We start from the raw sequence: 24,348 nt of genomic DNA, 5'->3' as shown, positions 1-24,348 counted from the left end.
CACCTTATTTACTTTCTTCTTTTCCTTCAGCTTCTGCGTCTTTTGAATCTTTTTGTTCTTCTTCGACGTCAGGAGTTTCTTCAGAATCTGCTGGTTGTTCTTCCATCTTGAACAAATCGAGTGCAGATTTTAGATCGCTGTCTTTAATTTTAACGTCAGCCGCTTTCACCAAATCGGATACTTTTGTTAACAATTCATTCTCATCTGCTTTTTCCATCAAAAGTTCCTGACGAATTTCATCTTTCTTTTCATCAGTGATCTTCTCATCTTCTTTTTTACGCTTTTCTTTTACTTCGATAATGTGGAAGCCGTGTTCAGATTGAACAGGTTCACTGATTGTACCTGGTTCAAGGTCGTAAGCTGCATTCCAGAATTCAGGAACCATAACTCCGTAACCGAACCAGTCTAGATTTCCGCCTTCTTCTTTAGAACCTGGATCTGTAGAGTATTCTTTTGCGACTTTCGCAAAGTCCTCACCTTTGTCCAGTTTTTCTTTTACTTCTTTAGCTGTTTCTTCGTCTTCCACAAGAATATGGCGAGCGTTGATCTCGGATTGAGACTCCTCGATGCGCTTATTCAGTTCTTCATCAGATACTTCAATTCCATCAGTCAATGCAGCCTCTTGTAACATATTCAGGCGAATCATTTTCTTGAAGCTATCAGGTGTTTGTCCTTGTTGTGCCAAGAAGGCTTCGAAGTTATCGCCAAGCTGTTCTTTATTCTTGTCGAACTCTTCGTCAACTTTTTTCTCATCGACTTTATACTTATCTTCAAGAACTTTTTCGAGAACAATCATCTGCAATGCTTGTTCACCAACGGAATCTTTCATCTCTTTATAGAATTCTTCTTTCGTCACATCTCCTGCTTTAGATGTCATGACGACTTCGCTATCCCCATTGCCTGAACATGCAGACAATGCTGCAACGGATGCTGCAAGTGTAAAAGCTAAAATTTTCTTTTTCATCAAATAACTCCCCTAATCTAAATGTCATTTCAAGATATCACTATAGCATAAAACGTTTGAAAAACAAAAAGGTTCCTTCTTTTTACAACGCCCAACCGCTTTTTTCCACTTTCGCATAAGATACAGTGTGAAAGGGGGTGCCTTCATGAGCGGTTATAATCACGGCGGGGCAGGTACATCCGGCTTTGCTTTAATTGTTGTTTTGTTCATCTTGTTGATTATTGTTGGTGCAGCGTACTTGTATTAAAAAAAGCCCTGCCCCGTGAGCGGGGCGGGCATACATAATCATTTTAAGCGTGAAAGAAAACTTCCACATATAAAGACAAGATAAGGATTGTGATGAGAATATTAACAGTCCGATAGATTTTCGGCTGCTTCTCTTCTGGAATCTCTCTAGATTGGCAAAGAGCAAATGTCATTTTATTAATTTGAAATAAGTAGAACAGTGAAAATAGAATGGTAATTGTGAGAACCATTTTAAACCTCCTCATTATGCGTCTATATTATCATATCAGAGTATGCGAGTAAAAGAAAAAAACCGAATTGATTAACGGTGGTTCTTATGTTTCCACTTCTGTTTTCTGAAGATAATCTTCTTGATCTTCATAAGTCTTCTCGATATTCTGAAAACCGCGTTCGAAAATATCCATGAAATCATCCCCGTAAATATTGCGAAGAACGGACATTACCTCTAAGAACTCTGGGAATTTTCCATAAATATCTCTTATCGGCAAGGAACCTTGGAGGATACTGTAATCTTCATTATGGTAATTGGCGTTCATTTTAATCAGCAGGTCCTTTCCTTCTTCCGTTACAGTCACATATGTATTGCGTCGATCGTCATTTTTTTTGGAGAAGTAGAGGAGTTCTCGCTGTTCTAGTTTTTTAGAGAAGTTGAACGCGGTAGAAACATGCATCACACCAAATTTAGCGATATCGGAAATTGTGGCGCCTTCTAGATGATAGGCAATCCATAAAATATGGTGCTCATTAATATTTAGATCATAAGGTTTGATCCATTGCTGCCAGTCTTTTTCAACAGCCTTCCATAATGCTTTGGACATTTGGGCGACGCGCTGATTGAAGATCATGGCATCTTTACGTGTAATATTCTGCTCTGCCATCGGGGCACCTGCTTTCTTGTCAGTCTTTTTATTTATTATAGCAAAAAAGCAACAAAAAAAAAAGACGGAATAATAAAATAACTAATGCTAGGTGTAAGTGCCTACAGAATATGGTCGACATTCACGACGATATTCTGCAGCCTCTCCTTACACTTTGATCAGCCAGGTGGTTGAACTGATACACAGAGGCGATTTATCCAGCCAAATTAACGATTGCTAATGGACTTTTCAAGGTCCTCTAAAGCAATTTGGATTGCAGAGATCTCTTTTTCCAAACGTTTTTTATTGTGTTCAGTTGAACGCTTCCAGTCGGCTACGGAGTCTTTCATTTCCTCTACAGTTTCTGGAACCAGTTCTTTTGTTTCCTTTGTCAAATCTGTGACAGAATCCTTTAGATCCGCTACTTTACCTCTGACATCTTTCAACTTATCTTTCATCTCTAGCGAAGCTGTTTTTACACTGGATCGCAACTCGCTGCCAGGTTTTGGAGTTGAGTATAGTACTGTAATGGCGGAAGTGACAGCACCTGCCGCTAAGCCGATAAAGAATGTAGACGCTTTCATGTAGAAAACACTCCTTTTGAAGGTTATTATTTTATTAAAGCATGCAAGCCACGGATGGGCAAGAAAAGATCGTACATTTATTATGCAGGAGAAAGCTTTCCTAAGGAAAAGCTTTCATCAAAACATCTTATGCTTGTAATCTCAATTTAATATTATTTGCTAACTCAGAAACGACTTCCATTGGGAATTGTTCCACTTTCGAATTGAATTCAGGTTGGAAACCATCCGATTTATCATAGCGAGGAATAAAATGCATATGAAAATGAAATACAGATTGCCCGGCAAAAGAACCGTTATTCTGTAACAGATTCAACCCGACAGGCTGAAATTCTTCTTTCAATGCGTTTGCGATTTTAGGAGCGACTTTAAATAGGTTGGAAGCCTCTTCTTCTGTCAATTCATACAAGTTTTCACGGTGTGTTTTAGGTATGAGAAGCACATGACCTTTAGTGACGGGCATGATATCCATAAACGCGATGACATGCTCATCTTCATAAACTTTTTCACCCGGGATGGAGCCTTCAACAATTTTGCAGAAAATACATGAGGTCATTTCTACACTTCCTTTCATGTTTGGATGTATTGTAGCATATTTTCTGATAGTTAACGAAGGCAGACAGAGCAATTTTATATTTTCTTTGCTAAAATGAAAATGAAGATTGGAGGAACTATAATGGCAATCCTAGAACTAGAACACGTAACAGGCGGTTACACGCGCAAGCCGGTTTTGCACGACCTTTCATTCCAGATAGAAGAAGGGGAATTGGTTGGTTTGATCGGTCTGAACGGCGCGGGCAAAAGTACAACAATCAAACATATTATCGGTGTGATGAATCCTCTACAAGGTCAAATCAAAATTGACGGAGCAACATTTAGCGATAAAGCACATTATCGGCAGTCATTCAGCTATATTCCCGAAACGCCGGTTCTATACGAAGAGCTCACTTTACAGGAGCATCTTGAGCTGACTGCGATGGCGTATGGATTGGACAAGCAACAATTTGAAATACGTACGGAACAGTTATTAAAGGAATTTCGAATGGAGCAACGTTTGAAATGGTTTCCTGCCCACTTTTCTAAAGGTATGCGGCAAAAGGTCATGATCATGTGTGCCTTCTTAGTGGAGCCGAAACTATATATCATCGATGAGCCATTTGTCGGTTTAGACCCGCTGGCGATTCGAGCGTTGCTAGATCAAATTATTGAGCGCAAAAAAGCGGGTGCATCCATTTTGATGTCCACACATGTCCTTGCGACAGCGGAAAAATATTGCGACCGAATCATCTTGCTCCATGAAGGCCGAGTCCGGGCGAACGGTACAATGGACGATTTGCGTAAAGCGTTCGGGCGCCCCAATGCAACGTTGGATGATTTATATATTGCGATGACCGAGGAATCTGATTATGAACAGCATGCATGATATTTGGGGACAGCGATTCTTTCATTATGTCAATGAATTGCAGAAATATATGCGCTATGTATTCACCGGACACCTTGCAATCGTCTTCATGTTTGCAATCGGAGCGGGCGGATATGCCTACAGCGAATGGTTGAAAGAAGTGCCGGTCAGTTTTCCATCTGCATTGATCGTATCCTTCATTATCGCATTGATCTTAATGAAATCTGCACCCACGACATTGCTGAAGCCTGCTGATATCGTCTATTTCTTGCCGTTAGAACATCAATTGCCAGGTTACATGAAACGCTCACTGTCATGGTCTACATTTTCGCAGTTACCTCTGCCGCTCATTGCTGTGGTCGTGTCTCTTCCTTTATTGAAAGCTACGGAAGTGGGGACAGGTATTGACTATATACTAGCTGTGTTATTGATTATTGCATTGAAAGGGCTATTTGTTGGTACAGAATACAATGTTCGAATTGCCAACAATGAATTTGTCTGGCCAGATCGTATGATTCGCTTCGTGTTGGCGTTTTTGGCGATTTATTTCGGATTGACTTGGAGTCCCATTGCGTTCATCGCAGGCATCTTAGTGGCGATCCTCTATACAAAGTGGTGGGAAAAACAAGCTGTTCAAAAGCCATTTCCATATGAGCAGTTCATAGAGTTGGAACAAAATCGAATGATGCGTTTTTATCGATTTGCCAATTACTTCACGGAAGTACCGCATCTAGTCGGTTCCGTCAGTAAACGGAATTGGCTAAAGTTCGCAATGAAAAGTGCGAGATTCGAACGCCGAAATGTACAAGCTTATCTTGTCGGGCGCACGTTCATCCGGACCGACGACACATTCTGGCTATGGCTTAGGCTGACTGTATTGTCGGCGCTTGGTGCATTTCTGATTCCTATACCTATCGTCTCTTTCATCTTCGTCGGTGCATTAGCATTCGCGACAGCGGTACAACTAATCTTGGCGCTTGAAGGCGGAGTTGAGTTTACGATGGATCAGCTTTTCCCGGAAGAAGAGGAAAGGTCCCAGAGTAAGGCTGTTCGCGCGCTTGTAAGAAAGTTAATCATGCTGCAAGCCATCCTCCTCCTGTTGGCAGCATTGCCATTGTACGGATTAAGTCTGATTCCGGTCCTTATTGCAGTAGTTGCAGTTATAATCGGTGAGGCTACTATTCGTTTGACGAAAGAGCAGGAAGTAGAAATTTAGTTTATGCTGCTAGGTTAGAAAAGGTGCAAGGCACAGTGTGTGTGGCGGGAGTATGGTCACTGAAAACACTTCGGCGCTTGCGGATGGCTCCCGCAATGAGCCAGTCAGGAAGATCGCCTGTCTGTCTCATCGCTCCGCCTACCGCTTGTAAGGCGCCTGCGTTTAGTAAGCGAAAGCACTGGGTATCTAATTGTATATTGTCCTCCGACTAAGAAGCCGGATTCTGAGGCTATCTCAATTTTAAACACTACACTCATTATTTTGACGATTCTAGCGAAGCCGCAACTGCGGGGTCGGCCGTAGCCATGAGACAGCTAGCGTTCTTTGCTAGTTGGCTCTTGGCGGGAGGCAATCCCCCAGCGGCGAAGCGGTGCCAAAGCACAACGCATAACACATACTCTGTCCCGAACCCATTGTCAGTCGAGCGACGAGAAAAAAATAAATGTCAGCTGTGAATTCGCCATTCAAAAATGGTGCAGTCGAATTGTCGGTCTAGTAGCTTCGTTATAAGTCACCTTCATAGAGTTGAATTATCTGAATATATATACCTAGTAAATTGTTAACTGACTATATAGAAATCATTCAAAAGTTCGAATAGTTCATAATGTGGTTGCAATTCTGGTTTATTTGCATATATAATTACTAAAAGGTATCAGGGGTGAGAGAGATGAACAATAACAACTCATATGCTGAATTTTTAAAAGCCGTAGGGAACAACAGCACTTCTCTCCAGGCAGAAAAGCTGCTGAATGAAATTTATTGGGATCTGTTTCTGCAACACATTCACTGGGAACAAACGCAAGCCCGCATTATGAACCTGATCGATGACGCGTTGGATCGTCGCGATGAAGAAGCATTTGAAATGTATACACAACAACTCCAAGAGTTCACTCAAGAACAAGGATATGAATATCAGCCTAAATAACATAAGACAGAGCTGTCCGGAAAGTCATCTTTATCTGACCTTTCGAACAGCTCTTTTTGTATGAAGATAATTAATTATCCTCTTATGTATATTTCATGTGCGGTATATGGCTAGTCTGAAGAGGTGCAGCTTAACTAGCATGCATTCACAAAAAAATGAAACGGTCAGGCCGCGCCTTGATGCGTCCGTCTGTTTTATTTGCTTCGTTATTCCTTCTCGACAAGAGTTTCTTTAACGACTTAAAGGGTACAATAAAATACATACATAGTTAGCTTAAAACGTACGTTCGTTATTTCTTTAGAAAAAACTGTAGCTGTGGTAAAATAGATGGACTAGGTGTTTTAGAATAGGAGTGGAACCTTTTGAACGAAACATTTCAATTGCAAGCCCCATATACACCTCAAGGAGATCAGCCGTCAGCGATCGCGAGCCTTGTTGGTGGTATAAAAGAAGGCAAAAAGCATCAAACGCTGTTAGGTGCAACGGGGACCGGGAAAACTTTCACCGTATCCAACGTCCTAACCGAAATCAATAAACCAACACTGGTCATTGCCCATAATAAAACATTGGCTGGCCAATTATATAGTGAATTTAAAGAGTTTTTTCCTGACAATGCTGTCGAGTATTTTGTCAGCTTCTATGACTTTTATCAGCCGGAAGCGTACGTACCGCAGACGGATACGTATATTGAGAAAGATTCCTCTATCAATGATGAAATTGATAAACTGCGGCACTCTGCGACCAGTTCCTTATTTGAACGTAATGATGTGCTGATTGTCGCATCCGTATCTTGTATCTACGGTCTCGGTTCTCCTGAAGAGTATAACGAGATGGTTCTGTCACTGCGAAGAGACATGGAAATTCCGCGCAATGAATTATTGCGCAAACTGGTAGACATTCAATATGAGCGCAATGACATCAACTTTACCCGCGGAACATTCCGAGTCAGAGGAGATGTAGTGGAAGTATTTCCGGTTTCACGCGACGAACGCTGTATTCGTCTTGAATTCTTCGGGGATGAAATTGAACGCATTCGGGAAGTAGACGCCTTGACAGGTGAAGTGATTGGCGATCGGGATCATGTAGCGATCTTCCCAGGTTCCCACTTCGTAACGCGGGAAGCGAAATTGTTGAAGGCGATCGAAAATATAGAAATTGAATTGGAGCAACAACTCAAATATTTACGTGAGAACGATAAATTGCTGGAAGCGCAACGATTGGAGCAACGGACACGCTATGATTTGGAAATGATGCGTGAAATGGGTTTTTGTTCGGGTATCGAAAACTACTCAAGACATCTGACGTTACGAGAGGCGGGAGCGACACCGTATACGCTGCTCGATTATTTTCCTGATGATTTCTTGATAGTAGTCGATGAAAGCCACGTGTCGCTGCCGCAAATCCGAGGCATGTACAATGGCGACCAAGCTCGTAAGAAGGTATTGGTAGAACACGGTTTCCGTTTACCGTCCGCTCTTGATAACCGTCCGTTGATGTTCGAGGAATTTGAGAAGCATATCAGTCAGGCGATGTATATTTCCGCTACGCCGGGTCCTTATGAAATTGAGCATACAGATAAGATGATTGAGCAGATCATCCGTCCGACGGGTCTGCTTGATCCGATCATCGAAGTGCGTCCGATTGAGGGGCAGATCGATGATTTATTGGATGAAATTCAGTTGCGCATTGAACGTGATGAACGCGTATTGATTACGACACTGACGAAGAAAATGTCGGAGGATCTGACGGATTACTTGAAGGATATCGGTATAAAGGTGCAGTACCTTCATTCGGAAGTGAAGACGCTTGAACGTACTGAAATCATACGAGAATTGCGTCTTGGCACATACGATGTACTGATTGGTATCAACTTGCTGCGGGAAGGGATCGACATACCGGAAGTTTCGTTAGTGGCTATTTTGGATGCCGACAAAGAAGGATTCCTGCGCTCTGAACGTGCTCTAATCCAGACGATTGGGCGGGCGGCGCGTAATTCTGAAGGACGCGTAATTATGTACGCAGACAAAATGACGGATTCAATGGAAAAAGCGATTGGGGAAACAGAACGACGCCGGGAAATACAGCTTACGTACAATAAAGAGCATGGCATTACACCACAAACAATTATAAAGCCGATACGCGAAGTAATCCGTGCGACTCAAGTGGCGGAAGAAACGGAATCTTACTTACAGCGCAGAATAGAAGGCAAGAAACTGTCTAAGGAGGAAAGAGGCTTGCTGCTCGTAAAATTGGAAAAAGAGATGAAGGACGCAGCAAAGGCTTTGGACTTCGAAAGAGCAGCCGAGTTACGGGACAGTATTATAGAACTGAAGGCAGAAAGGTAGAGGCTGGATGAAAAATAAAGAACTAGTGATCCAAGGTGCAAGAGCGCATAATTTAAAAGATATTACCGTTAAAATCCCTCGTGATCAGTTAGTAGTCATCACTGGATTATCGGGTTCCGGTAAGTCTTCGCTTGCTTTTGATACGATCTACGCAGAAGGGCAGCGGCGTTATGTGGAATCCTTGTCTGCATACGCCCGGCAATTCCTAGGGCAAATGGACAAACCTGACGTCGATTCTATAGAGGGACTGTCTCCTGCTATTTCGATCGATCAAAAGACGACTAGCCGAAATCCTCGTTCGACGGTCGGTACAGTTACTGAAATTTACGACTATTTACGTTTGCTCTATGCAAGGGTAGGAAAGCCTGTCTGTCCATTGCACGGCACGGAAATTTCCACGCAAACCGTCGAGCAAATGGTCGATCGGGTAATGGTACTGCCGGAACGAACGCGCATTCAAGTCCTTGCTCCAATCGTTTCGGAGCGAAAAGGAACGCATGCGAAATTAATTGAAGACATTAAAAAACAAGGGTATGTCCGAGTGCGGGTCAACGGAGAAACCATGGATCTAGATGATAATATCGAATTAAATAAAAACAAAAAACATACGATTGAAATTGTCATTGACCGAATTGTCATAAAAGAGGGCATTGAAACACGTCTTAGTGACTCGCTGGAATCGGCATTACGTCTTGCTGACGGAAATGTCATCGTAGATGTAATTGGCGAAGAAGAGTTGTTTTTCAGTGAGCATCACGCGTGTCCGATTTGCGGTTTTTCCATTGGTGAGCTGGAGCCGCGTATGTTTTCATTCAACAGTCCATTTGGTGCTTGTCCAGAATGTGATGGATTAGGCATGAAACTGGAAGTGGACCCCGACTTGATCATTCCCAATAAGGAACTGACGTTGAAAGAGCATGCGATTGCTCCTTGGGAACCGACAAGTTCACAATACTATCCGGAATTGCTGAAAACCGTTGCGAAGCATCATGGTATTGCCATGGATGTGCCGGTCGGTGAGCTGGCGGATGAAGACCTGGAAAAACTCTTGAAAGGTTCTAACAAAGAGAAAATCCACTTCCGTTATACAAATGAATTCGGCAGTACCCGCGACAGCAATATTTATTTTGAAGGAGTCTTACGCAATGTTGAGCGGCGTTATCATGAGACGTCGTCCGATTACATTCGTGAGCAGATGGGAAAATATATGACGGAGCGGCCATGTCCTGCTTGTCTCGGCTATCGCTTGAAGCCTGAATCGCTTGCTGTATTGATTGACGGTCAGCATATCGGTCTAATCACGGAACGTTCTATTGTAGATACCGTGAGTTTTTTCAACCAGCTTCAGCTATCAGAAAAAGACGCACAAATTGCCGATATGATTCTGCGTGAGATCCAAGAGCGATTAGGTTTTCTAATTAACGTTGGCTTGGATTATTTGAACTTATCACGCTCTGCAGGCACATTATCCGGTGGTGAAGCACAGCGGATTCGCCTCGCAACTCAAATTGGTTCCCGTCTGACAGGTGTCCTCTATATCTTGGACGAGCCATCCATCGGTTTGCATCAGAGGGATAATGACCGGCTTATCTCCACCTTGCAAAATATGCGAGATATCGGCAATACATTAATCGTTGTCGAGCATGATGAGGACACGATGATGGCTGCCGATTACTTAATCGATATCGGTCCTGGAGCCGGTGTAGCAGGCGGAGAAATTGTGGCAGCCGGGACACCTGCTAAAGTCATGAAAAACAAAAAATCACTGACTGGAAAATATCTAAGCGGTGAATTATTTATTCCGCTGCCTATAAAGCGCAGACCTAGGGATGAACGCAGTATTGTCATTAAAGGAGCGGCTGAAAACAATCTAAAACATTTGGATGTTGAGTTCCCTTTAGGCCAGTTCATCGCTGTTACGGGTGTCTCGGGTTCAGGTAAAAGTACGCTCGTAAATGAAATCCTGCATAAGACATTGGCTCAGAAATTGAACCGTTCAAAACAAAAGCCGGGAAAATTTGACGAAATCAGCGGAATTGAACATCTCGAGAAGGTCATTGATATTGATCAGTCACCGATCGGACGTACTCCGCGGTCCAATCCGGCAACATATACAGGAGTATTCGATGATATACGAGATGTCTTTGCAATGACCAATGAAGCGAAAGTGCGCGGATATAAAAAAGGGCGATTCAGCTTCAATGTCAAAGGCGGTCGTTGTGAAGCTTGTCGCGGAGATGGAATTATTAAAATCGAAATGCACTTTTTGCCGGATGTCTATGTACCATGTGAAGTGTGTCACGGCAAACGGTATAATAGAGAGACGTTGGAAGTGACATACAAAGGAAAGAATATCGCAGATGTATTGGCGATGACAGTTGAAGATGGAATGATGTTTTTTGAGAATATACCGAAAATCCACCGGAAGCTGCAGACGATTGTAGACGTTGGTCTCGGCTATATTCAGCTGGGTCAGCCCGCAACCACATTGTCGGGTGGGGAAGCTCAACGTGTTAAATTAGCTTCCGAACTGCACAAGCGATCGAATGGAAAATCTTTTTATATTTTAGATGAACCAACGACTGGCTTGCACGTTCATGACATTGCGAAATTGCTAGACGTTCTTCAGCGCTTGGTTGATAGCGGTAATACGGTACTCGTTATTGAACATAATCTGGACGTTATCAAAACCGTCGATTATATTATCGATATCGGCCCGGAAGGCGGAGACAAAGGTGGAGAAATTGTCGCAACAGGAACACCGGAAGAAGTAGCAGAAGTTGAGGCATCATACACTGGAAAGTATTTGCGTTCAATCTTGGAACGTGACCGAAATCGTATGAAAGAGCTAATCGGAAAAACAGGGAAATAACTTCCTAATGAAACTTTTATGAAGCGCAGCCGTATAAATAGATAGGAAATGAAAAGCATGTTCAAAACAAGGAGGAGTCTAGAGATGCAAAACGAACGCAGACGAATATTAACTTTGCTGGAAGAAGGCAAAATCACAGCAGACGAAGCGTTGAAATTGTTGGAAGCACTTGGGAAACAAACGGAATCCACCGTGCAAGACGAAAAGCCGTCTACTGCGCAACATTCCGATCTCCATACTGAACAGGATCACCGTTGGTTTGATGAGCAACAGAAAAAGAAAGAATCGACGAATCCGCAAGACACGACAGATGAATCTTCAGCAGATGACTTTTTTGAAGATATTCGCAAAGAATTCATGACGGCGGGAGATCGTTTCATGCAATTTATGGATACGGCTGTCCAAAGAGTGAAAACATTCGATTTTGAAGCGCCATTTGGCAAGTCCGTTTCATTTACCCATACTGAAAACAAAACAGCAGAAGATGTAGAGGAAATCATTATCCATATCGATCACGGAAAAGTGGAAGTCCTTCCGTCTGATAGTGATGAAATCACTGCGAAGTTTTCTGTTAAGCATTTCAACCACGACTCAGAGACGGAAGCGCGCGCACAGTTCCTTGATAAACTGTTGTTTGTGAAAGACGGCAATAAACTCCGAATCGGCAGTGATTTGAAGATGGTGCAAGTGAATGTCCAATTATACGTGCCTAGCCAGCAGCCTTACCGTAAACTTTCCGTCCGTCTTTTGAATGGCGGTTGTACAGTGGAGAAAGTAGATTTTGATAATCTGCGCATCAAAACTGCCAATGGCAAAATCGAATGTGCGCATATTCGATTTGACGAAGCGGAATTGGAAACCGCTAATGGAATGGTCCGTCTGTTGAAGGTGCGAGGCAATAAACTCGAAGCCGAAACATTGAACGGCCGTGTGTATGTGGATGGAGAATTGATAGACATAGATGCTAAGTCATTGAACGGCAACGTAAGTCTGACAACGACTTCAACGGAAGCTACACGTCTCGATGCGAAGTCCATCAGCGGAACAGTGGAGCTTTATATTCCTTCTACTCTAGGTCTAAGGGGAGAAATTACGTCGAATATGGGAAAACTGGATTTGCAGCTAAAAGACGTTTCGCGAGTGGAAGAGCAAGAGCAATTCCTGCACCGCACGATTCGTTTCAGCAAAGCCGGCGACGATGAAACGAAAGCCTCTTTACAAGTTAACGGCGAATCCAGAACTGGATCTGTCTTAGTCCACTATAACTCCATCGAACTGTAAACATATTTGAAAATGAAAACACCCGCCCTGTCACTTATCTTGTGATAGGGCGGGTGTTTGAGCTGAAGAAACAAGAATAGGGGGGGAAGGGCAACGTTGATCTACGTTCCAGGCGGACGCTTTCCGCGGGGCGCGGATGAGCCGCTTCCTTCGCTACGCTCAGTCCAGGGTCTCATCATTCGCGCTAAATCCCGCAGGAAAAGCCGTCACGAAGTAAGGCTTTTGCGAGCATAAGCGAAGCGTTGGCAGCACATTTTTGCATTTCGCCCGTCTTTCGCTCGAATCCCTACTTTGTGACGGTAACTTTAAAGTGTAGTTCATCGTAATTTTCAAGTGGCAATGTTTTGTTCTCCAACAATAGTGATAATAGTTCAAATGCTAAATGGCATGGAGCATTGCCTGTGAGCTTGTTGATGTTAAAATCACTTCTGCCCTTTAACAAAGTCAATGAAAAGTGCCGGTTTTGTACTCTGACTGTGGGAGCACTTTCTAGATTTATAAAAATTACAAGGAATTTGCCATATGACTTTACACTCTAATTAGCGATTGGAGCGGAAGACGGTCGACTCCTGGGGGATCAGCGTGCGTCTTGAGACCCCGCAGGAAGCGAAGCGAACGAGGAGGCTCAAGGCCACGCCCCCCGGAAAGCGTACCGTCTGGAGCGGAAATCCCGGAGTGCTCACTAGCTGTGGTTTCACACGCCTATTCGGATAGTAAATCATAATACTTATCTTTTATTCTAACAAAACCTTTGACTAGAGGTAAGAAAGCGTCCGACTAGAACGTAGAGCAACGATGCCATTATTAATCACCAATTCTCTAATTTTAGCTTTAACCCCTGCCCAATCACAAAATAAGTGATTGGACAGGGGCTTTTTTATTTGGTATAAACCCAACAAAGAATCCCAAACGTAATCGCTCTTGCGCATTGCAGTTGATACGCTTTGCTCTGCAGCAACAGAGCCTCTGTGCGATTCGACATGAAGCCGCATTCTACCAGGATGGCTGGCATCTGAGTATCTCGTAAGACAGCGAAGTTTGCCTTCTTTACACCGCGATCGGTTCGTTGACAGGCGGTGATTATGTTCTTTTGGACTAGCGACGCCAGTACGGAGGAACTTTTGCTTGCCTGTGGATAAATATACGTCTCAATCCCGTGTGCTTCGCTCCATCCAGTACCATGCGCATTTGCGTGGATTGATACATACGCATCTGCCCGTAATCGATTGGCAAGCGCCGTCCGTTCGTTTAAGGGCACATCACGTGAAGCCTCATGCACGTATCGAACTTTGATACCTTCCCGGCTTAAACGATCTCCAACAAGTGCAGCAACCGCCGAATTAAACTGGAACTCACGCAGCTTTCCATCAGGGGATCTCTTTCCTGGCGTGTTTGGCCCATGTCCAGCGTCAAGAATGATTAGTGTCATTTTCATCCACTCTCCTTTACTCTGTAGATAGTTGTCTTGTTGAAAAAGGAGACAGCCCGTATGAAGTATCACAAGGATAAATCCATTTCATTTCTTTTTCTTCATGTTAAAATAAGATTTGGATAGCTATGACACGAGTTGGAAAGCGGGGAGCTTTATGGGGGAACTAACAGTAGAAGATATTATGAATCGATTCGGCCTTGAATTGATTGCAGGACACGAAGGTATTCATCGGCATATCAATATGAGCGATATTTCACGGCCAGGTCTTGAGATGGCTGGTTATTTTGATTATTATCCATCGGAGCGCGTGCAATTGATCGGCCGCAAGGAAATGTCGTTCTTGGAAACATTGCCGTCGATTACGAGAAGAAAACGTTTGGAACGTCTTTGCTCGGAGGATACGCCTGCATTCATTATTGCACATGGTGAAGAAGGACCGAGAGAACTAAGTCAGCTGGCGGATGAAAAAAATGTTCCGGTTTTGCGCACTGATTACAAAACGACGCAATTTTCCGGCATGCTGACGAATTACTTAGTCGGTCAGCTTGCCCCTATGACTACAGTCCACGGTGTATTAGTGGACGTCTATGGTGTCGGTGTCTTGATCACTGGAGGAAGCGGCGTTGGAAAGAGTGAGACCGCGTTGGAACTAATTAAAAAAGGTCACCGACTTGTCGCGGATGACTCGGTGGAAATTCGCCAAGTATCGGAAAACGTTTTGATCGGTACGTCACCGAAGTTGCTTAAGCATATGTTGGAAATCCGTGGCATTGGCATTATTGATATGATGACGTTATTCGGTGCGAGTGCAGTGAAGGATGATAAGCGGGTGCTGTTGGCGGTCGACTTGGAAATTTGGGATGAGGATAAGCATTATGATCGTTTGGGAATCGATGAGGAAAAGATTGAAATCCTTGATTCACAAATTACACGCTTGTCCGTTCCGGTCAGACCAGGTCGGAATATCGCGGTCATCATTGAAGTCGCTGCTATGGATTACCGTATGAAGCGTCTAGGATTCAATGCAGCGGATGAATTTACAAAGCGTTTGGACCAAGCAATCGCAGAGAATGCGGAAATTTTGAAAGCAGAGGAGAGCGACTAAGTGAATTTATTTTTACTTGCGATTAATCCTGTCGCGATTAGAATCGGCACTTCGGATACAGCTTTAGAAGTACGCTGGTATGGTATTCTCATTGCATTAGGGATTGTATTAGGATTCATCATCGTGCAACGTGAAATGTTGAGAAGGGGCATGCACCCTGACTTTTTGACGGATATGCTCATTTGGGCGATTCCGATTTCAATCATCAGTGCGCGTATTTATTACGTCATTTTCACTTGGGATTATTATCGTGACCATCCCGGCCAGATTATCCAGATCTGGAACGGCGGAATTGCCATTCATGGTGCGCTGATCGGTGCCGTGATTACGGCCATTATTTTTACGAGGAAGCGCGGCGTGTCGTTTTGGAAAGTCGCGGATATTACAGCGCCCGGCTTATTGATCGGTCAGATTATCGGCCGGTGGGGGAATTTCATGAACCAGGAAGCGCATGGTGGTCCTGTTTCAGATGCGTTTAAAGAAAACACGATCATTCCAGACTGGATTATGAACCAGATGACCATCGAAGGAGTGACCTACCATCCGACATTTCTGTATGAGTCGATGTGGAATGTTGTAGGGCTAATTTTAATTCTAGTCATTCGAAGAGTATTGAAGATGAAGCGCGGAGAAATCTTTTTATTTTATGTCATCTGGTATTCGATCGGTCGTTTCTTCATTGAAGGAATGCGGACGGACAGTCTGTATGTAATCGGCAGCTTGAGAGCGGCACAGATGGTATCTGTTGCCGGCGTTATTATTGGGATCGCGATCTTGTTATACCGAAGATTTGTGATGAAGGTGAATGAAAATTATGAAGACAAACAAAAATAATATCTCATTGTCCAGTACGTTGCAAAGCGGTTTGCAGGCTGGGCTGAAAACCACTTGGTCACTGGGGAAAATCATTTTTCCTATTACATTGTTCGTCACCATCTTGCAATTTACGCCTATCCTGCCTTGGTTAGTGGAACTCATTTCTCCGCTCATGCATATCTTTGGCTTGCGCGGTGAAGCAGCCGTTCCACTTGTGCTTGGGAATGCATTGAATTTGTATGCGGGGATTGCAGGGATCATCTCCCTAGAGTTGACGGTGAAGGAAGTATTCATCATAGCCGTGATGATCAGTTTCGCACATAATCTTTTTATCGAAACAGCCGTGGCACTGAAAGTTGGTGTGAAGCTTTGGCTTGTCCTTGTGGTCCGTCTTGGACTGGCAGCGCTTGCTGGCATACTATTGAACCTTTTCTGGACAGGCGGTTCGGAAACCGCACAATACGGTTTGACTCCGAAAGCGGAAGTTATTCCTGACGGCATTTGGCAGATTATCCTTTTGGGTACAGAAAAAGCAACGTTCGGAGTGTTACAGCTTGCTCTGATCGTTATCCCGCTGATGCTATTTGTTCAGTTCGTGAAAGACCGAAATTATTTGGAACGTTTTTCAAATGGAGTCGCCCCATTTACAAAGTTGATTGGCGTGAAACCAAATGCTTCCGTGACACTTGTCGCGGGTCTGTTAATTGGCCTAGCGTATGGGGCAGGTGTCATGATTCAAGCTGTTCAGGAAGATGGAGTTTCCAAACGTGATATTACTTTGGCATTTATTTTCTTAATGGCGTGCCATGCGGTGATTGAAGACACATTGCTCTTCTTACCGTTAGGCATTCCGATTTGGCCATTATTCTTAATACGGCTTGTGACTGCCATATTGCTGACTGTTACGGTCAGCGTGCTGTGGAAACAGCCGAGAGAGAAGGAGGAGTCTGTTGTTGACTGTTAAACCGATCACTACCTTATTGTTTGATTTTGATGGGACTTTGGGAGATACGAACGAATTAATTATCGCTACCTTCCAACATGTACTGAATGACCATTTTCCAGGCCGTTTTCAAAGAGAGGAAATATTGCCCTTCATCGGTCCTTCATTGCATGACACCTTTTCTTCAATTGCACCTGAAATGACAGACCAATTAATCGATGAATATAGAGTTTGGAATTTAGCGAATCATGATGAACTGGTCAGTGCCTTTGATGGAGTGGAGGATACGCTCCGCAGATTGTATGAAATGGGCATGAAAATGGCTGTTGTTTCAACGAAAAAGCGTGACATGGTGGAAAGAGGCTTGCGTCTGATTGGAATAGATTCTTATTTTGAGACAGTTATCGGTCTGGATGATGTGACGAATGCCAAGCCAGACCCTGAGCCCCTTATTCTGGCATTAGAGCGCTTAGACCGTACGCCTGAAGAAGCCCTGATGATAGGGGATAATTTCCATGATATATTAGGAGGGCAAAATGCGGGTGTACGCACTGCCGCTGTTGCCTGGGCGTTAAAAGGGGAAGACTATTTGCAGACATTTAAACCGGATTTCATGTTGCATCATATGTCGGATCTATACGACGTGCTAAAGGGAGAGCGGCCGTGAGACGCACCGAACGCTATCCTTCCAAAGGAGAAGCGAATTCACTTTGGCATATTTATCGGACTGTTTCGATCTTTAAAGTAGCAAAGAATTTCATTATCATCCAAATCGCTCGATATACTCCGTTCGTATCCTGGAAAAATGTTTTGTATCGTCTATTTCTTCGGATGAAGGTAGGGAAACAGACGGCATTTGCGTTAATGGTCGTGCCAGATGTCATGTTTCCTGAACGCATTTCGGTCGGCGATAACTCAATCATTGGTTTCAATACGACCATTTTGGCGCATGAATATTTGATCGATGAGTATCGTATAGGAGATGTGGAAATTGGCAGCAACGTCTTAATTGGTGCCAATACGACGATTTTACCTGGAGTCAAAATTGGCGATGGTGCCATCGTTTCAGCGGCATCATTAGTCAACCGTGATATTCCTGCCGGTGTTTTTGCGGGCGGAAATCCAGTCAAAGTCATTTATTCAGTTGAGGAAATGAAGGCACGGGCTGCCCGGGAAGACAAATGAATGACGAGTGAATAAGTTGTGCTATAATAGAAGGTAGATTGCAGAGAGGGACGTTTTGAACGTTCCTCTTACTTTTTCGGAGGAGTTTGATTGGATAAAAAACAAAGGTTCAAAAAGGATAAAATTGTGTCATTTCTGCCAGATGGAGATTTCTATCGTAAGCGTGCGATGCAGGCTATGCAGCGTGAGCAGTTTTCAGACGCTGAAAAATATTATAAACGCGCATTGGAGCTGAATCCTGAGGATGCACTGACCCAGATGGAGTATGGTGTTTTCATCATGGAGGTCGGCCGTTTTGAGGATGCTTATGAATTGCTGAGAGCAGCGGATGAGTTAGAGCCGAACGACGAAGAGACAACATTTTATTTGGCTGAAGTTCATGCGCATCTTGGGTTGTTGCGTGAGGCGAAACAGTATGCGAACAAGTATATCGGATTGTCTCCAGATGGAATATTTGTCGAGGAAGCGCACGAAATCGTTGAGTTTGCCGATCAAGAAGAAACATATCTCGAAGATGGGGAAGTCCCGGACGGAGAAGTCTTGTTCATGCAAGAAAAGGCCCGAAGGATGATGGAAGAAGGCAACTTCGAGCAAGCGATTGATGTACTGGAAGATCTTTTGGCAGACTACCCAAAAACTTGGGCTGTCCACAATAACTTGGCGCTGGCGTACTTTTATATAGGCAAAGAAAAACATGCGGAAGAGATTTTATACGATGTACTTCGTGAGGAGAAAGGCAATATTCATGCACTCTGTAATTTAGCCGTATTTTTCTATTACGGACGAGATGAAGAGCGGCTTGGCAGCATGATGGAGTTATTGTCTAAGATCAAACCGTATCAAGTAGAACATCGTTACAAACTCGGAGCGACATTTGCGCTGACAGGCCGCTATGAAGAAGCGTATTATTGGCTGCGCAGTTTGCAGAAGCGTGGCTTCCAAGGTGATGTCGGTTATTACTTCTGGCTTTCGAATGCCGCCTATTTTACCGGACACCGCCAAGTGGCAGAGCAGGCTTATGAGAAACTATTGCAAATGGATCCGTCAAAAGCTGGATTTGAGCCTTGGAAATCGTTAGAAGATGAGTTGGATCCGGATTCGTATGAGGAAGATGTCTCGTTTTTAATCGAGAAGATTTCCAATCCTTATCGCAGTGAGCGGATGTTTGGCTTGTATTTATTAGGCAAGTCCTCACATTTGCAAGAAATTTTGTCGCATCCCGGCTATATTAATGTGGAAGAGTTAAGTGCGTCGGAACAGTTGTTTTTGGCACATAGCCTGGATTACGAATTTGTAGCAGAGAACGATTTTGAAAAATCATTGAAAAAAGCGTTAACGACGTGTGATTTACTGTATGAACAGTACATGCCACTGGATCAGCAAGGGACACATTTGTTTCAGATGTGGTTCACATTATGTGAGAATGCTTTGGTCGGAGAGTATGCTTTTGCAAATCCTAAAGCAATTGCCGCAGCTGTAGACTATATGTTCCAATCATCGCGCTATGATCAAGTGACGAAGAAGTCGCTGGCAGAGAAATATGACGTAGCTGTTGCCACCTTAACAAAGTATGTTCAGGAATTGATCCAATTTTTGCCTTACACGACGGATTGACAGCAAATTGGATGTTGCATTTAAGTTGAATTCGTGCGGCAATTCCACTACGATTTTATGTAGAGCTTATATATTTAAGGAGGACAACTACGATGTCAATAGATAAAGTATATGATGTGATTATTATCGGCGCAGGTCCAGCGGGTATGACAGCAGCTGTTTATACAGCTCGCGGGAATATGTCTACGCTCATGCTGGAGAGAGGCGTGCCGGGAGGTCAAATGGCGAATACCGAGGAAATTGAAAACTATCCTGGCTTCGAGAGCATTTTAGGTCCTGATCTCTCTACGAAGATGTTTGACCATGCGAAACGTTTTGGGGCAGAATATGCTTACGGGGACGTTACGGAGATTAAAGACGGCCGCGAATTTAAAACGATTCATGTGGGCGACAAGAGCTATAAGGCACGTGCTATTATTATTACGACAGGCGCGGAATACCGTAAAATGGGCATCCCGGGCGAAGCGGAGTTGACTGGCCGCGGTGTCAGTTATTGTGCGGTATGTGATGGAGCATTTTTCCGTGGCAAAGATATCGTCGTAATTGGCGGCGGAGATTCTGCGGTTGAAGAAGGTTCATATTTGACGCGTTTCGCGAACAAGGTAACGATCATTCATCGCCGTGATGAACTGCGGGCACAAAAGATTTTGCAAGAACGTGCATTTGCGAATGAAAAGATTGATTTCATTTGGAATACGACAGTGAAGCAAGTGAACGAGAAAGATGGCAAGATCGGATCTGTGACATTAGTGTCAACTGAAGATGGATCAGAGCGCGAGATGGAAACGGAAGGGATGTTCGTCTATATTGGATTGGATCCTCTTACGGGGCCATTCAAGGAACTTGGTATCTTGGACGAGAATGGATACATCGAAACGAATGACATCATGGAAACGAAAATTCCTGGAATCTACGCTGCAGGCGATGTTCGTGAAAAACTGTTGCGTCAAGTAGTTACAGCAACGGGGGACGGAAGTATCGCTGCACAAGCGGCTCAGAAGTATATTGAAGAATTGATGGAAGAACAAGAAGCAAAAGCTTAATCGATTCGTAACTTCAATGTAACAGGTTTGCAATGTAGAAAGGTTATTGTATAGGTAGTCAAGACCCCCTTTTTACAATATAGCAACTTTGTGGCTATTTGCGGTAACAAACTTCCGTGAATAGCCTCCTTTTTTTGTCGTTTTTCCGGAAAGCATTGTATACTAGTACTACATACTTGAAAAGTGGGGAACTACATATGCAAAAAATTGCTAATTTACTCGTAGTCAAAGATGGGCAAGTCCTTTTGCTGAAGAAACCGAGACGCGGATGGTATGTGGCTCCGGGAGGAAAAATTGATGAGGGGGAATCCATCTATGAAGCCGCTATACGCGAATTCGTAGAGGAAACTGGAGCGTGTCCCATCAATCCGCATCTTAAAGGGGTCTATACAATGATGATCATGGATGATGAGGGCAAGGCATTATTGAATGAATGGCTCCTTTTCACATTCATTGCACATGATTATTCGGGTGAACTGTTGGAAACAACAGTAGAAGGAGAGCTGGAATGGCATCCTATAGAGAGTCTGCATACATTACCGATGGCGGAAGGAGATCGTTCCAATTTATTGTTTGCGATTCATCATGAAGGTACGCAATATGGAACGTTTTATTATACAGAGCAATTTCGTTTATTGCGTGAGTCGCTACAACAATCGATGGAAGGTGAATAGAATAGTATGGATCAACCACATGTTTCAAATGAATATGAAGTTGTAATTATTAGCGGAATGTCAGGTGCTGGAAAAACGGTTGCTATGCAATGTTTTGAGGATATGGGCTTCTATTGTATCGACAATCTGCCACCCGAATTATTTGTGACATTCTTGGAATTGATGATGAAATCCGATAATCAGATGAGACGCATTGCCGCGGTGATGGATACACGCGGTGGCAGCCTGTTTGATTCATTGGTCACTGCTTTGGATGAGTTGTTCAAAATGGATGGCGTTAAGGCGAGTTTGTTATTTCTTGATGCGAATGATGAAACGCTTGTTAAACGCTATAAGGAAACGCGTCGCTCTCATCCTTTATCCGAAGGTGGCGTGTTGCTCGAAGGCATACGGAAAGAACGTATTTTACTGACGGAATTAAAAGGCTTGTCGCGATCGATTTATGACACGTCCCAGTTAAAGCCGAAACAATTACGTGAAAAGATTATGCGGGAATTTTCCAAGGCAGGCGAGCCGACGTTTACGTTGAATTTTGTTTCATTCGGATTTAAGCATGGAATGCCGATCGATGCAGATGTCGTATTTGACGTCCGATTTTTACCGAATCCATATTATTTGGAAGAATTACGTCCAATGACTGGATTGGATACGGAAGTCTCTGAATACGTTTTAAAGTGGAATGACACAAAAGTATTGATTGATAAATTGACGGATCTTTTCAGATTCCTGATCCCGCAGTATAAGCAAGAAGGAAAAGGGCAGGCAGTCATCGCATTTGGCTGTACAGGTGGTCAACATCGCTCCGTCACACTTGCCGAATACTTCATGAAAGAATTCAAAGAGGATTACCCAACGTTTGTTTCTCACCGGGATGTCGAAAAAAGAAAGGTGTGACATTGCTATGCCATCCACTACTATAAAAAGAGTTGTTGTGTTCGGCGGTGGAACAGGCCTTTCAAACATTTTGCGTGGATTGAAACGCTATCCTATTGATTTGACAGCGATTGTCACAGTAGCAGATGACGGAGGTAGTTCGGGCCGATTGTTCGATCAGTATGACATCCCGCCGCCAGGGGACATCCGACAGGTTATGGCAGCGCTTTCAGACGTAGAACCGTTGATCGAAAAGATGTTCCAATACCGTTTTGAAGGGTCCGATGATCTGAAAGGCCACTCACTCGGAAATCTCATGCTGACCGCGTTAACAACAATTACTGGAGATTTTGCGCGGGCGGTTGAGCAGATGGGGCTCGTGCTGAATATAAAAGGAAAAGTCTTGCCGGCAGCAAATCAACGTATAACCTTGCATGCTGAGCTTGAAGATGGTTCAATAATTACAGGTGAATCCAAAATACCTCTCTATGGCAGAAAAATCCGAAACGTATTTATTTCACCGGAAGATGTCAAGCCGTTGCCGGAGACCGCGGCGACGATCAAAAAGGCGGATTTGATCGTGTTTGGGCCTGGCAGCTTGTATACTAGTATTTTGCCGACCATACTTGTGCAAGATATTCGGGACGCAGTTCTCCAAAGTACCGCGAAGAAGGTCTATGTCGGTAATTTGACGACACAAAGAGGAGAGACTTTCCGCTATACTGCTTCTGAGCACGTTCAGGCGCTGTATGACCACGCGGGAGAGCCTTTCCTGGATGCTGTCCTCGTTAATAATGTAGAAGCCTTCAGACGCGCTTACAAAAGTGTTGGAGAAGAAACGGAGCCGTGGTTGGTCGAAAACGATCTAGATAAGCTTCAAGCGCTCGTGCCTGAAGTATTTGTACAAGAAATTGCTACTGTATATAATGGAACGATAATGCATAAATCGGCAGACGTGGCGGATGTGTTGATGCGCTATATAGAGAGAACGTAGAAGGCGGATAGATATGAAGATCGCCGAAAAAGGGGGAATATCATGTCTTTTGCATCCAAAACGAAAAAGGAATTGACGCAAATTGAAGCGGAGGACTGCTGTACGAAAGCAGAAATCGCAGCTTTTATTCGAATGAATGGCGTGATGTCTTTTTCCAATAAACAATTAAGTCTTGATGTTCAAACAGAAAATGCAGCGATAGCAAGACGACTTTATTCTAACTTGAAAAAGTTGTATCCTTATAAAGTAGAGATGCTTGTACGGAAGAAAATGCGTTTGAAGAAAAATAATATTTATATTTGCCGTATTCGGGAAGGTGCTAAGGATTTATTGGAAACACTGTCCATTATGACGCATGATTTTCAAATGGTGAACCAAATCGACCCGCAGCTCATTGAAGACGACTGCTGTGCGCGTGCATACTTACGCGGAGCTTTCCTGGCAGGAGGTTCCGTCAATAACCCTGAGACGTCTTCCTATCACTTGGAGGTGTTCTCAAGTTATCAAGAACATAGCGAATCACTAGTCGAGTTAATGAATCGATTCCAATTAAATGCGAAATCTATAGAGCGAAAAAAAGGATTTATCGCGTATTTGAAGGAAGCTGAAAAGATATCCGATTTCCTAGGTATAATCGGTGCGCATGTATCTCTCATGAAATTTGAGGATGTCCGGATTATGCGGGATATGCGGAATAGCGTAAATCGGCTAGTGAATTGCGAAACCGCCAATCTGAATAAAACGATTGGTGCGGCCCAGCGGCAAGTAGAGAATATTAAGTTGATTGAACAGACGATCGGGCTCGATCAATTGCCGGAGCGTCTGCAAGAAATTGCTCAATTACGTGTTGCCCATCAAGATGTCACGTTAAAAGAATTGGGCGAACTGGTGACAGGGACGCCTGTCAGTAAATCAGGTGTCAATCATCGCTTGCGGAAGATTGAAGAGATCGCTGAAAGATTGCGCGGAAATTAACGAAA

Annotated in this window: 24 protein-coding genes; 18 read left to right on the top strand and 6 right to left on the bottom strand. The window is 43.7% G+C overall.

Annotated features, from left to right (window positions below; all coding sequences use genetic code 11):
• Positions 1-4: 4 nt before the first annotated feature.
• Positions 5-964, bottom strand: a complete 960-nt coding sequence (locus tag MKX97_RS13425; protein ID WP_009498292.1) for a peptidylprolyl isomerase — start codon at positions 962-964, stop codon at positions 5-7.
• 145 nt (positions 965-1,109) lie between these two features.
• On the opposite strand from MKX97_RS13425, the gene MKX97_RS13420 reads away from it, so the two are divergent.
• Positions 1,110-1,211: a YjcZ family sporulation protein gene (locus MKX97_RS13420; protein WP_139366000.1), complete on the top strand. Its 102-nt coding sequence runs from the start codon at positions 1,110-1,112 to the stop codon at positions 1,209-1,211.
• A 43-nt stretch (positions 1,212-1,254) separates the two neighbouring features.
• Here MKX97_RS13420 and MKX97_RS13415 read toward each other — a convergent pair whose 3' ends face one another.
• The 4 genes from MKX97_RS13415 to MKX97_RS13400 all read right to left on the bottom strand — a co-directional run bounded on the left by MKX97_RS13415 (position 1,255) and on the right by MKX97_RS13400 (position 3,204).
• Positions 1,255-1,440, bottom strand: a complete 186-nt coding sequence (locus tag MKX97_RS13415; RefSeq protein WP_040759532.1) for a hypothetical protein — start codon at positions 1,438-1,440, stop codon at positions 1,255-1,257.
• Between the two features lie 84 nt (positions 1,441-1,524).
• Positions 1,525-2,088 (bottom strand): HTH-type transcriptional regulator Hpr, encoded by a 564-nt coding sequence (locus tag MKX97_RS13410; RefSeq protein WP_009498290.1) that lies wholly within the window; start codon positions 2,086-2,088, stop codon positions 1,525-1,527.
• A 206-nt stretch (positions 2,089-2,294) separates the two neighbouring features.
• Positions 2,295-2,651: a YtxH domain-containing protein gene (locus MKX97_RS13405; protein ID WP_009498289.1), complete on the bottom strand. Its 357-nt coding sequence runs from the start codon at positions 2,649-2,651 to the stop codon at positions 2,295-2,297.
• A gap of 127 nt (positions 2,652-2,778) precedes the next feature.
• A complete protein-coding gene (locus tag MKX97_RS13400; protein WP_040759529.1) occupies positions 2,779-3,204 on the bottom strand; it encodes an HIT family protein in 426 nt (141 codons plus the stop codon).
• Positions 3,205-3,324: 120 nt separating this feature from the next.
• Between MKX97_RS13400 and MKX97_RS13395 the strand changes: the two genes are divergently transcribed.
• From MKX97_RS13395 to MKX97_RS13370, 6 genes are all read left to right on the top strand, one after another.
• Positions 3,325-4,071, top strand: coding sequence for an ABC transporter ATP-binding protein (locus tag MKX97_RS13395; protein WP_342536197.1), 747 nt, complete (start codon positions 3,325-3,327; stop codon positions 4,069-4,071).
• The gene (locus MKX97_RS13390; RefSeq protein WP_342536196.1) at positions 4,055-5,266 is read left to right on the top strand and encodes an ABC transporter permease; all 1,212 of its coding nucleotides are present in this window, start codon (positions 4,055-4,057) and stop codon (positions 5,264-5,266) included. The genes MKX97_RS13395 and MKX97_RS13390 overlap by 17 nt, the downstream gene beginning before the upstream one ends.
• Positions 5,267-5,933: 667 nt before the next feature.
• Positions 5,934-6,191, top strand: coding sequence for an IDEAL domain-containing protein (locus MKX97_RS13385; protein WP_009498285.1), 258 nt, complete (start codon positions 5,934-5,936; stop codon positions 6,189-6,191).
• A 362-nt stretch (positions 6,192-6,553) separates the two neighbouring features.
• A complete protein-coding gene (uvrB, locus tag MKX97_RS13380) occupies positions 6,554-8,536 on the top strand; it encodes an excinuclease ABC subunit UvrB (RefSeq protein ID WP_342536195.1) in 1,983 nt (660 codons plus the stop codon).
• A 7-nt stretch (positions 8,537-8,543) separates the two neighbouring features.
• Positions 8,544-11,408, top strand: coding sequence for an excinuclease ABC subunit UvrA (uvrA, locus tag MKX97_RS13375; protein WP_342536194.1), 2,865 nt, complete (start codon positions 8,544-8,546; stop codon positions 11,406-11,408).
• An 84-nt stretch (positions 11,409-11,492) separates the two neighbouring features.
• Positions 11,493-12,689 carry a DUF4097 family beta strand repeat-containing protein gene (locus tag MKX97_RS13370; RefSeq protein ID WP_342536193.1) on the top strand — a complete coding sequence of 399 codons (1,197 nt, stop codon included), beginning with the start codon at positions 11,493-11,495 and terminating at the stop codon, positions 12,687-12,689.
• A gap of 877 nt (positions 12,690-13,566) precedes the next feature.
• Here the strand turns inward: MKX97_RS13370 and MKX97_RS13365 are convergent.
• Positions 13,567-14,118: an N-acetylmuramoyl-L-alanine amidase gene (locus tag MKX97_RS13365; protein ID WP_342536192.1), complete on the bottom strand. Its 552-nt coding sequence runs from the start codon at positions 14,116-14,118 to the stop codon at positions 13,567-13,569.
• A 157-nt stretch (positions 14,119-14,275) separates the two neighbouring features.
• On the opposite strand from MKX97_RS13365, the gene hprK reads away from it, so the two are divergent.
• The 11 genes from hprK (at position 14,276) to whiA (ending at position 24,343) form a co-directional block, all read left to right on the top strand.
• Positions 14,276-15,226 carry an HPr(Ser) kinase/phosphatase gene (hprK, locus tag MKX97_RS13360; protein WP_078817894.1) on the top strand — a complete coding sequence of 317 codons (951 nt, stop codon included), beginning with the start codon at positions 14,276-14,278 and terminating at the stop codon, positions 15,224-15,226.
• Positions 15,227-16,060: a prolipoprotein diacylglyceryl transferase gene (gene lgt, locus MKX97_RS13355; RefSeq protein WP_078817895.1), complete on the top strand. Its 834-nt coding sequence runs from the start codon at positions 15,227-15,229 to the stop codon at positions 16,058-16,060.
• Positions 16,032-17,006 carry a nucleoside recognition domain-containing protein gene (locus MKX97_RS13350; RefSeq protein WP_342536191.1) on the top strand — a complete coding sequence of 325 codons (975 nt, stop codon included), beginning with the start codon at positions 16,032-16,034 and terminating at the stop codon, positions 17,004-17,006. Before lgt ends, MKX97_RS13350 begins: the two co-directional genes overlap by 29 nt.
• Entirely contained in the window at positions 16,996-17,652 is a 657-nt protein-coding gene (gene ppaX / locus MKX97_RS13345) for a pyrophosphatase PpaX (RefSeq protein WP_078817897.1), read from the top strand. Before MKX97_RS13350 ends, ppaX begins: the two co-directional genes overlap by 11 nt.
• On the top strand, positions 17,649-18,170 hold the full coding sequence (locus MKX97_RS13340; protein ID WP_342536190.1) for an acyltransferase: 522 nt from the start codon (positions 17,649-17,651) through the stop codon (positions 18,168-18,170). The genes ppaX and MKX97_RS13340 overlap by 4 nt, the downstream gene beginning before the upstream one ends.
• A gap of 90 nt (positions 18,171-18,260) precedes the next feature.
• On the top strand, positions 18,261-19,784 hold the full coding sequence (locus tag MKX97_RS13335) for a tetratricopeptide repeat protein (RefSeq protein WP_340760006.1): 1,524 nt from the start codon (positions 18,261-18,263) through the stop codon (positions 19,782-19,784).
• Positions 19,785-19,876: 92 nt separating this feature from the next.
• The gene (trxB, locus tag MKX97_RS13330; protein WP_078817900.1) at positions 19,877-20,827 is read left to right on the top strand and encodes a thioredoxin-disulfide reductase; all 951 of its coding nucleotides are present in this window, start codon (positions 19,877-19,879) and stop codon (positions 20,825-20,827) included.
• A 197-nt stretch (positions 20,828-21,024) separates the two neighbouring features.
• The gene (locus MKX97_RS13325) at positions 21,025-21,501 is read left to right on the top strand and encodes an 8-oxo-dGTP diphosphatase (protein ID WP_009498273.1); all 477 of its coding nucleotides are present in this window, start codon (positions 21,025-21,027) and stop codon (positions 21,499-21,501) included.
• Positions 21,502-21,507: 6 nt separating this feature from the next.
• The gene (gene rapZ / locus MKX97_RS13320; RefSeq protein ID WP_009498272.1) at positions 21,508-22,395 is read left to right on the top strand and encodes an RNase adapter RapZ; all 888 of its coding nucleotides are present in this window, start codon (positions 21,508-21,510) and stop codon (positions 22,393-22,395) included.
• Positions 22,396-22,402: 7 nt separating this feature from the next.
• Positions 22,403-23,368 (top strand): gluconeogenesis factor YvcK family protein, encoded by a 966-nt coding sequence (locus MKX97_RS13315; protein ID WP_040759750.1) that lies wholly within the window; start codon positions 22,403-22,405, stop codon positions 23,366-23,368.
• A gap of 42 nt (positions 23,369-23,410) precedes the next feature.
• A complete protein-coding gene (gene whiA, locus MKX97_RS13310) occupies positions 23,411-24,343 on the top strand; it encodes a DNA-binding protein WhiA (RefSeq protein WP_342536189.1) in 933 nt (310 codons plus the stop codon).
• The last annotated feature ends 5 nt before the right edge of the window (positions 24,344-24,348 follow it).

The sequence above is a fragment of the Sporosarcina sp. FSL K6-3508 genome (assembly GCF_038615825.1).
Classification (GTDB): Bacteria; Bacillota; Bacilli; order Bacillales_A; family Planococcaceae; genus Sporosarcina; species Sporosarcina newyorkensis.
The sequence above is the reverse complement of the archived record's forward strand: the minus strand, read 5'-3'. Positions and strand labels throughout refer to the sequence as shown.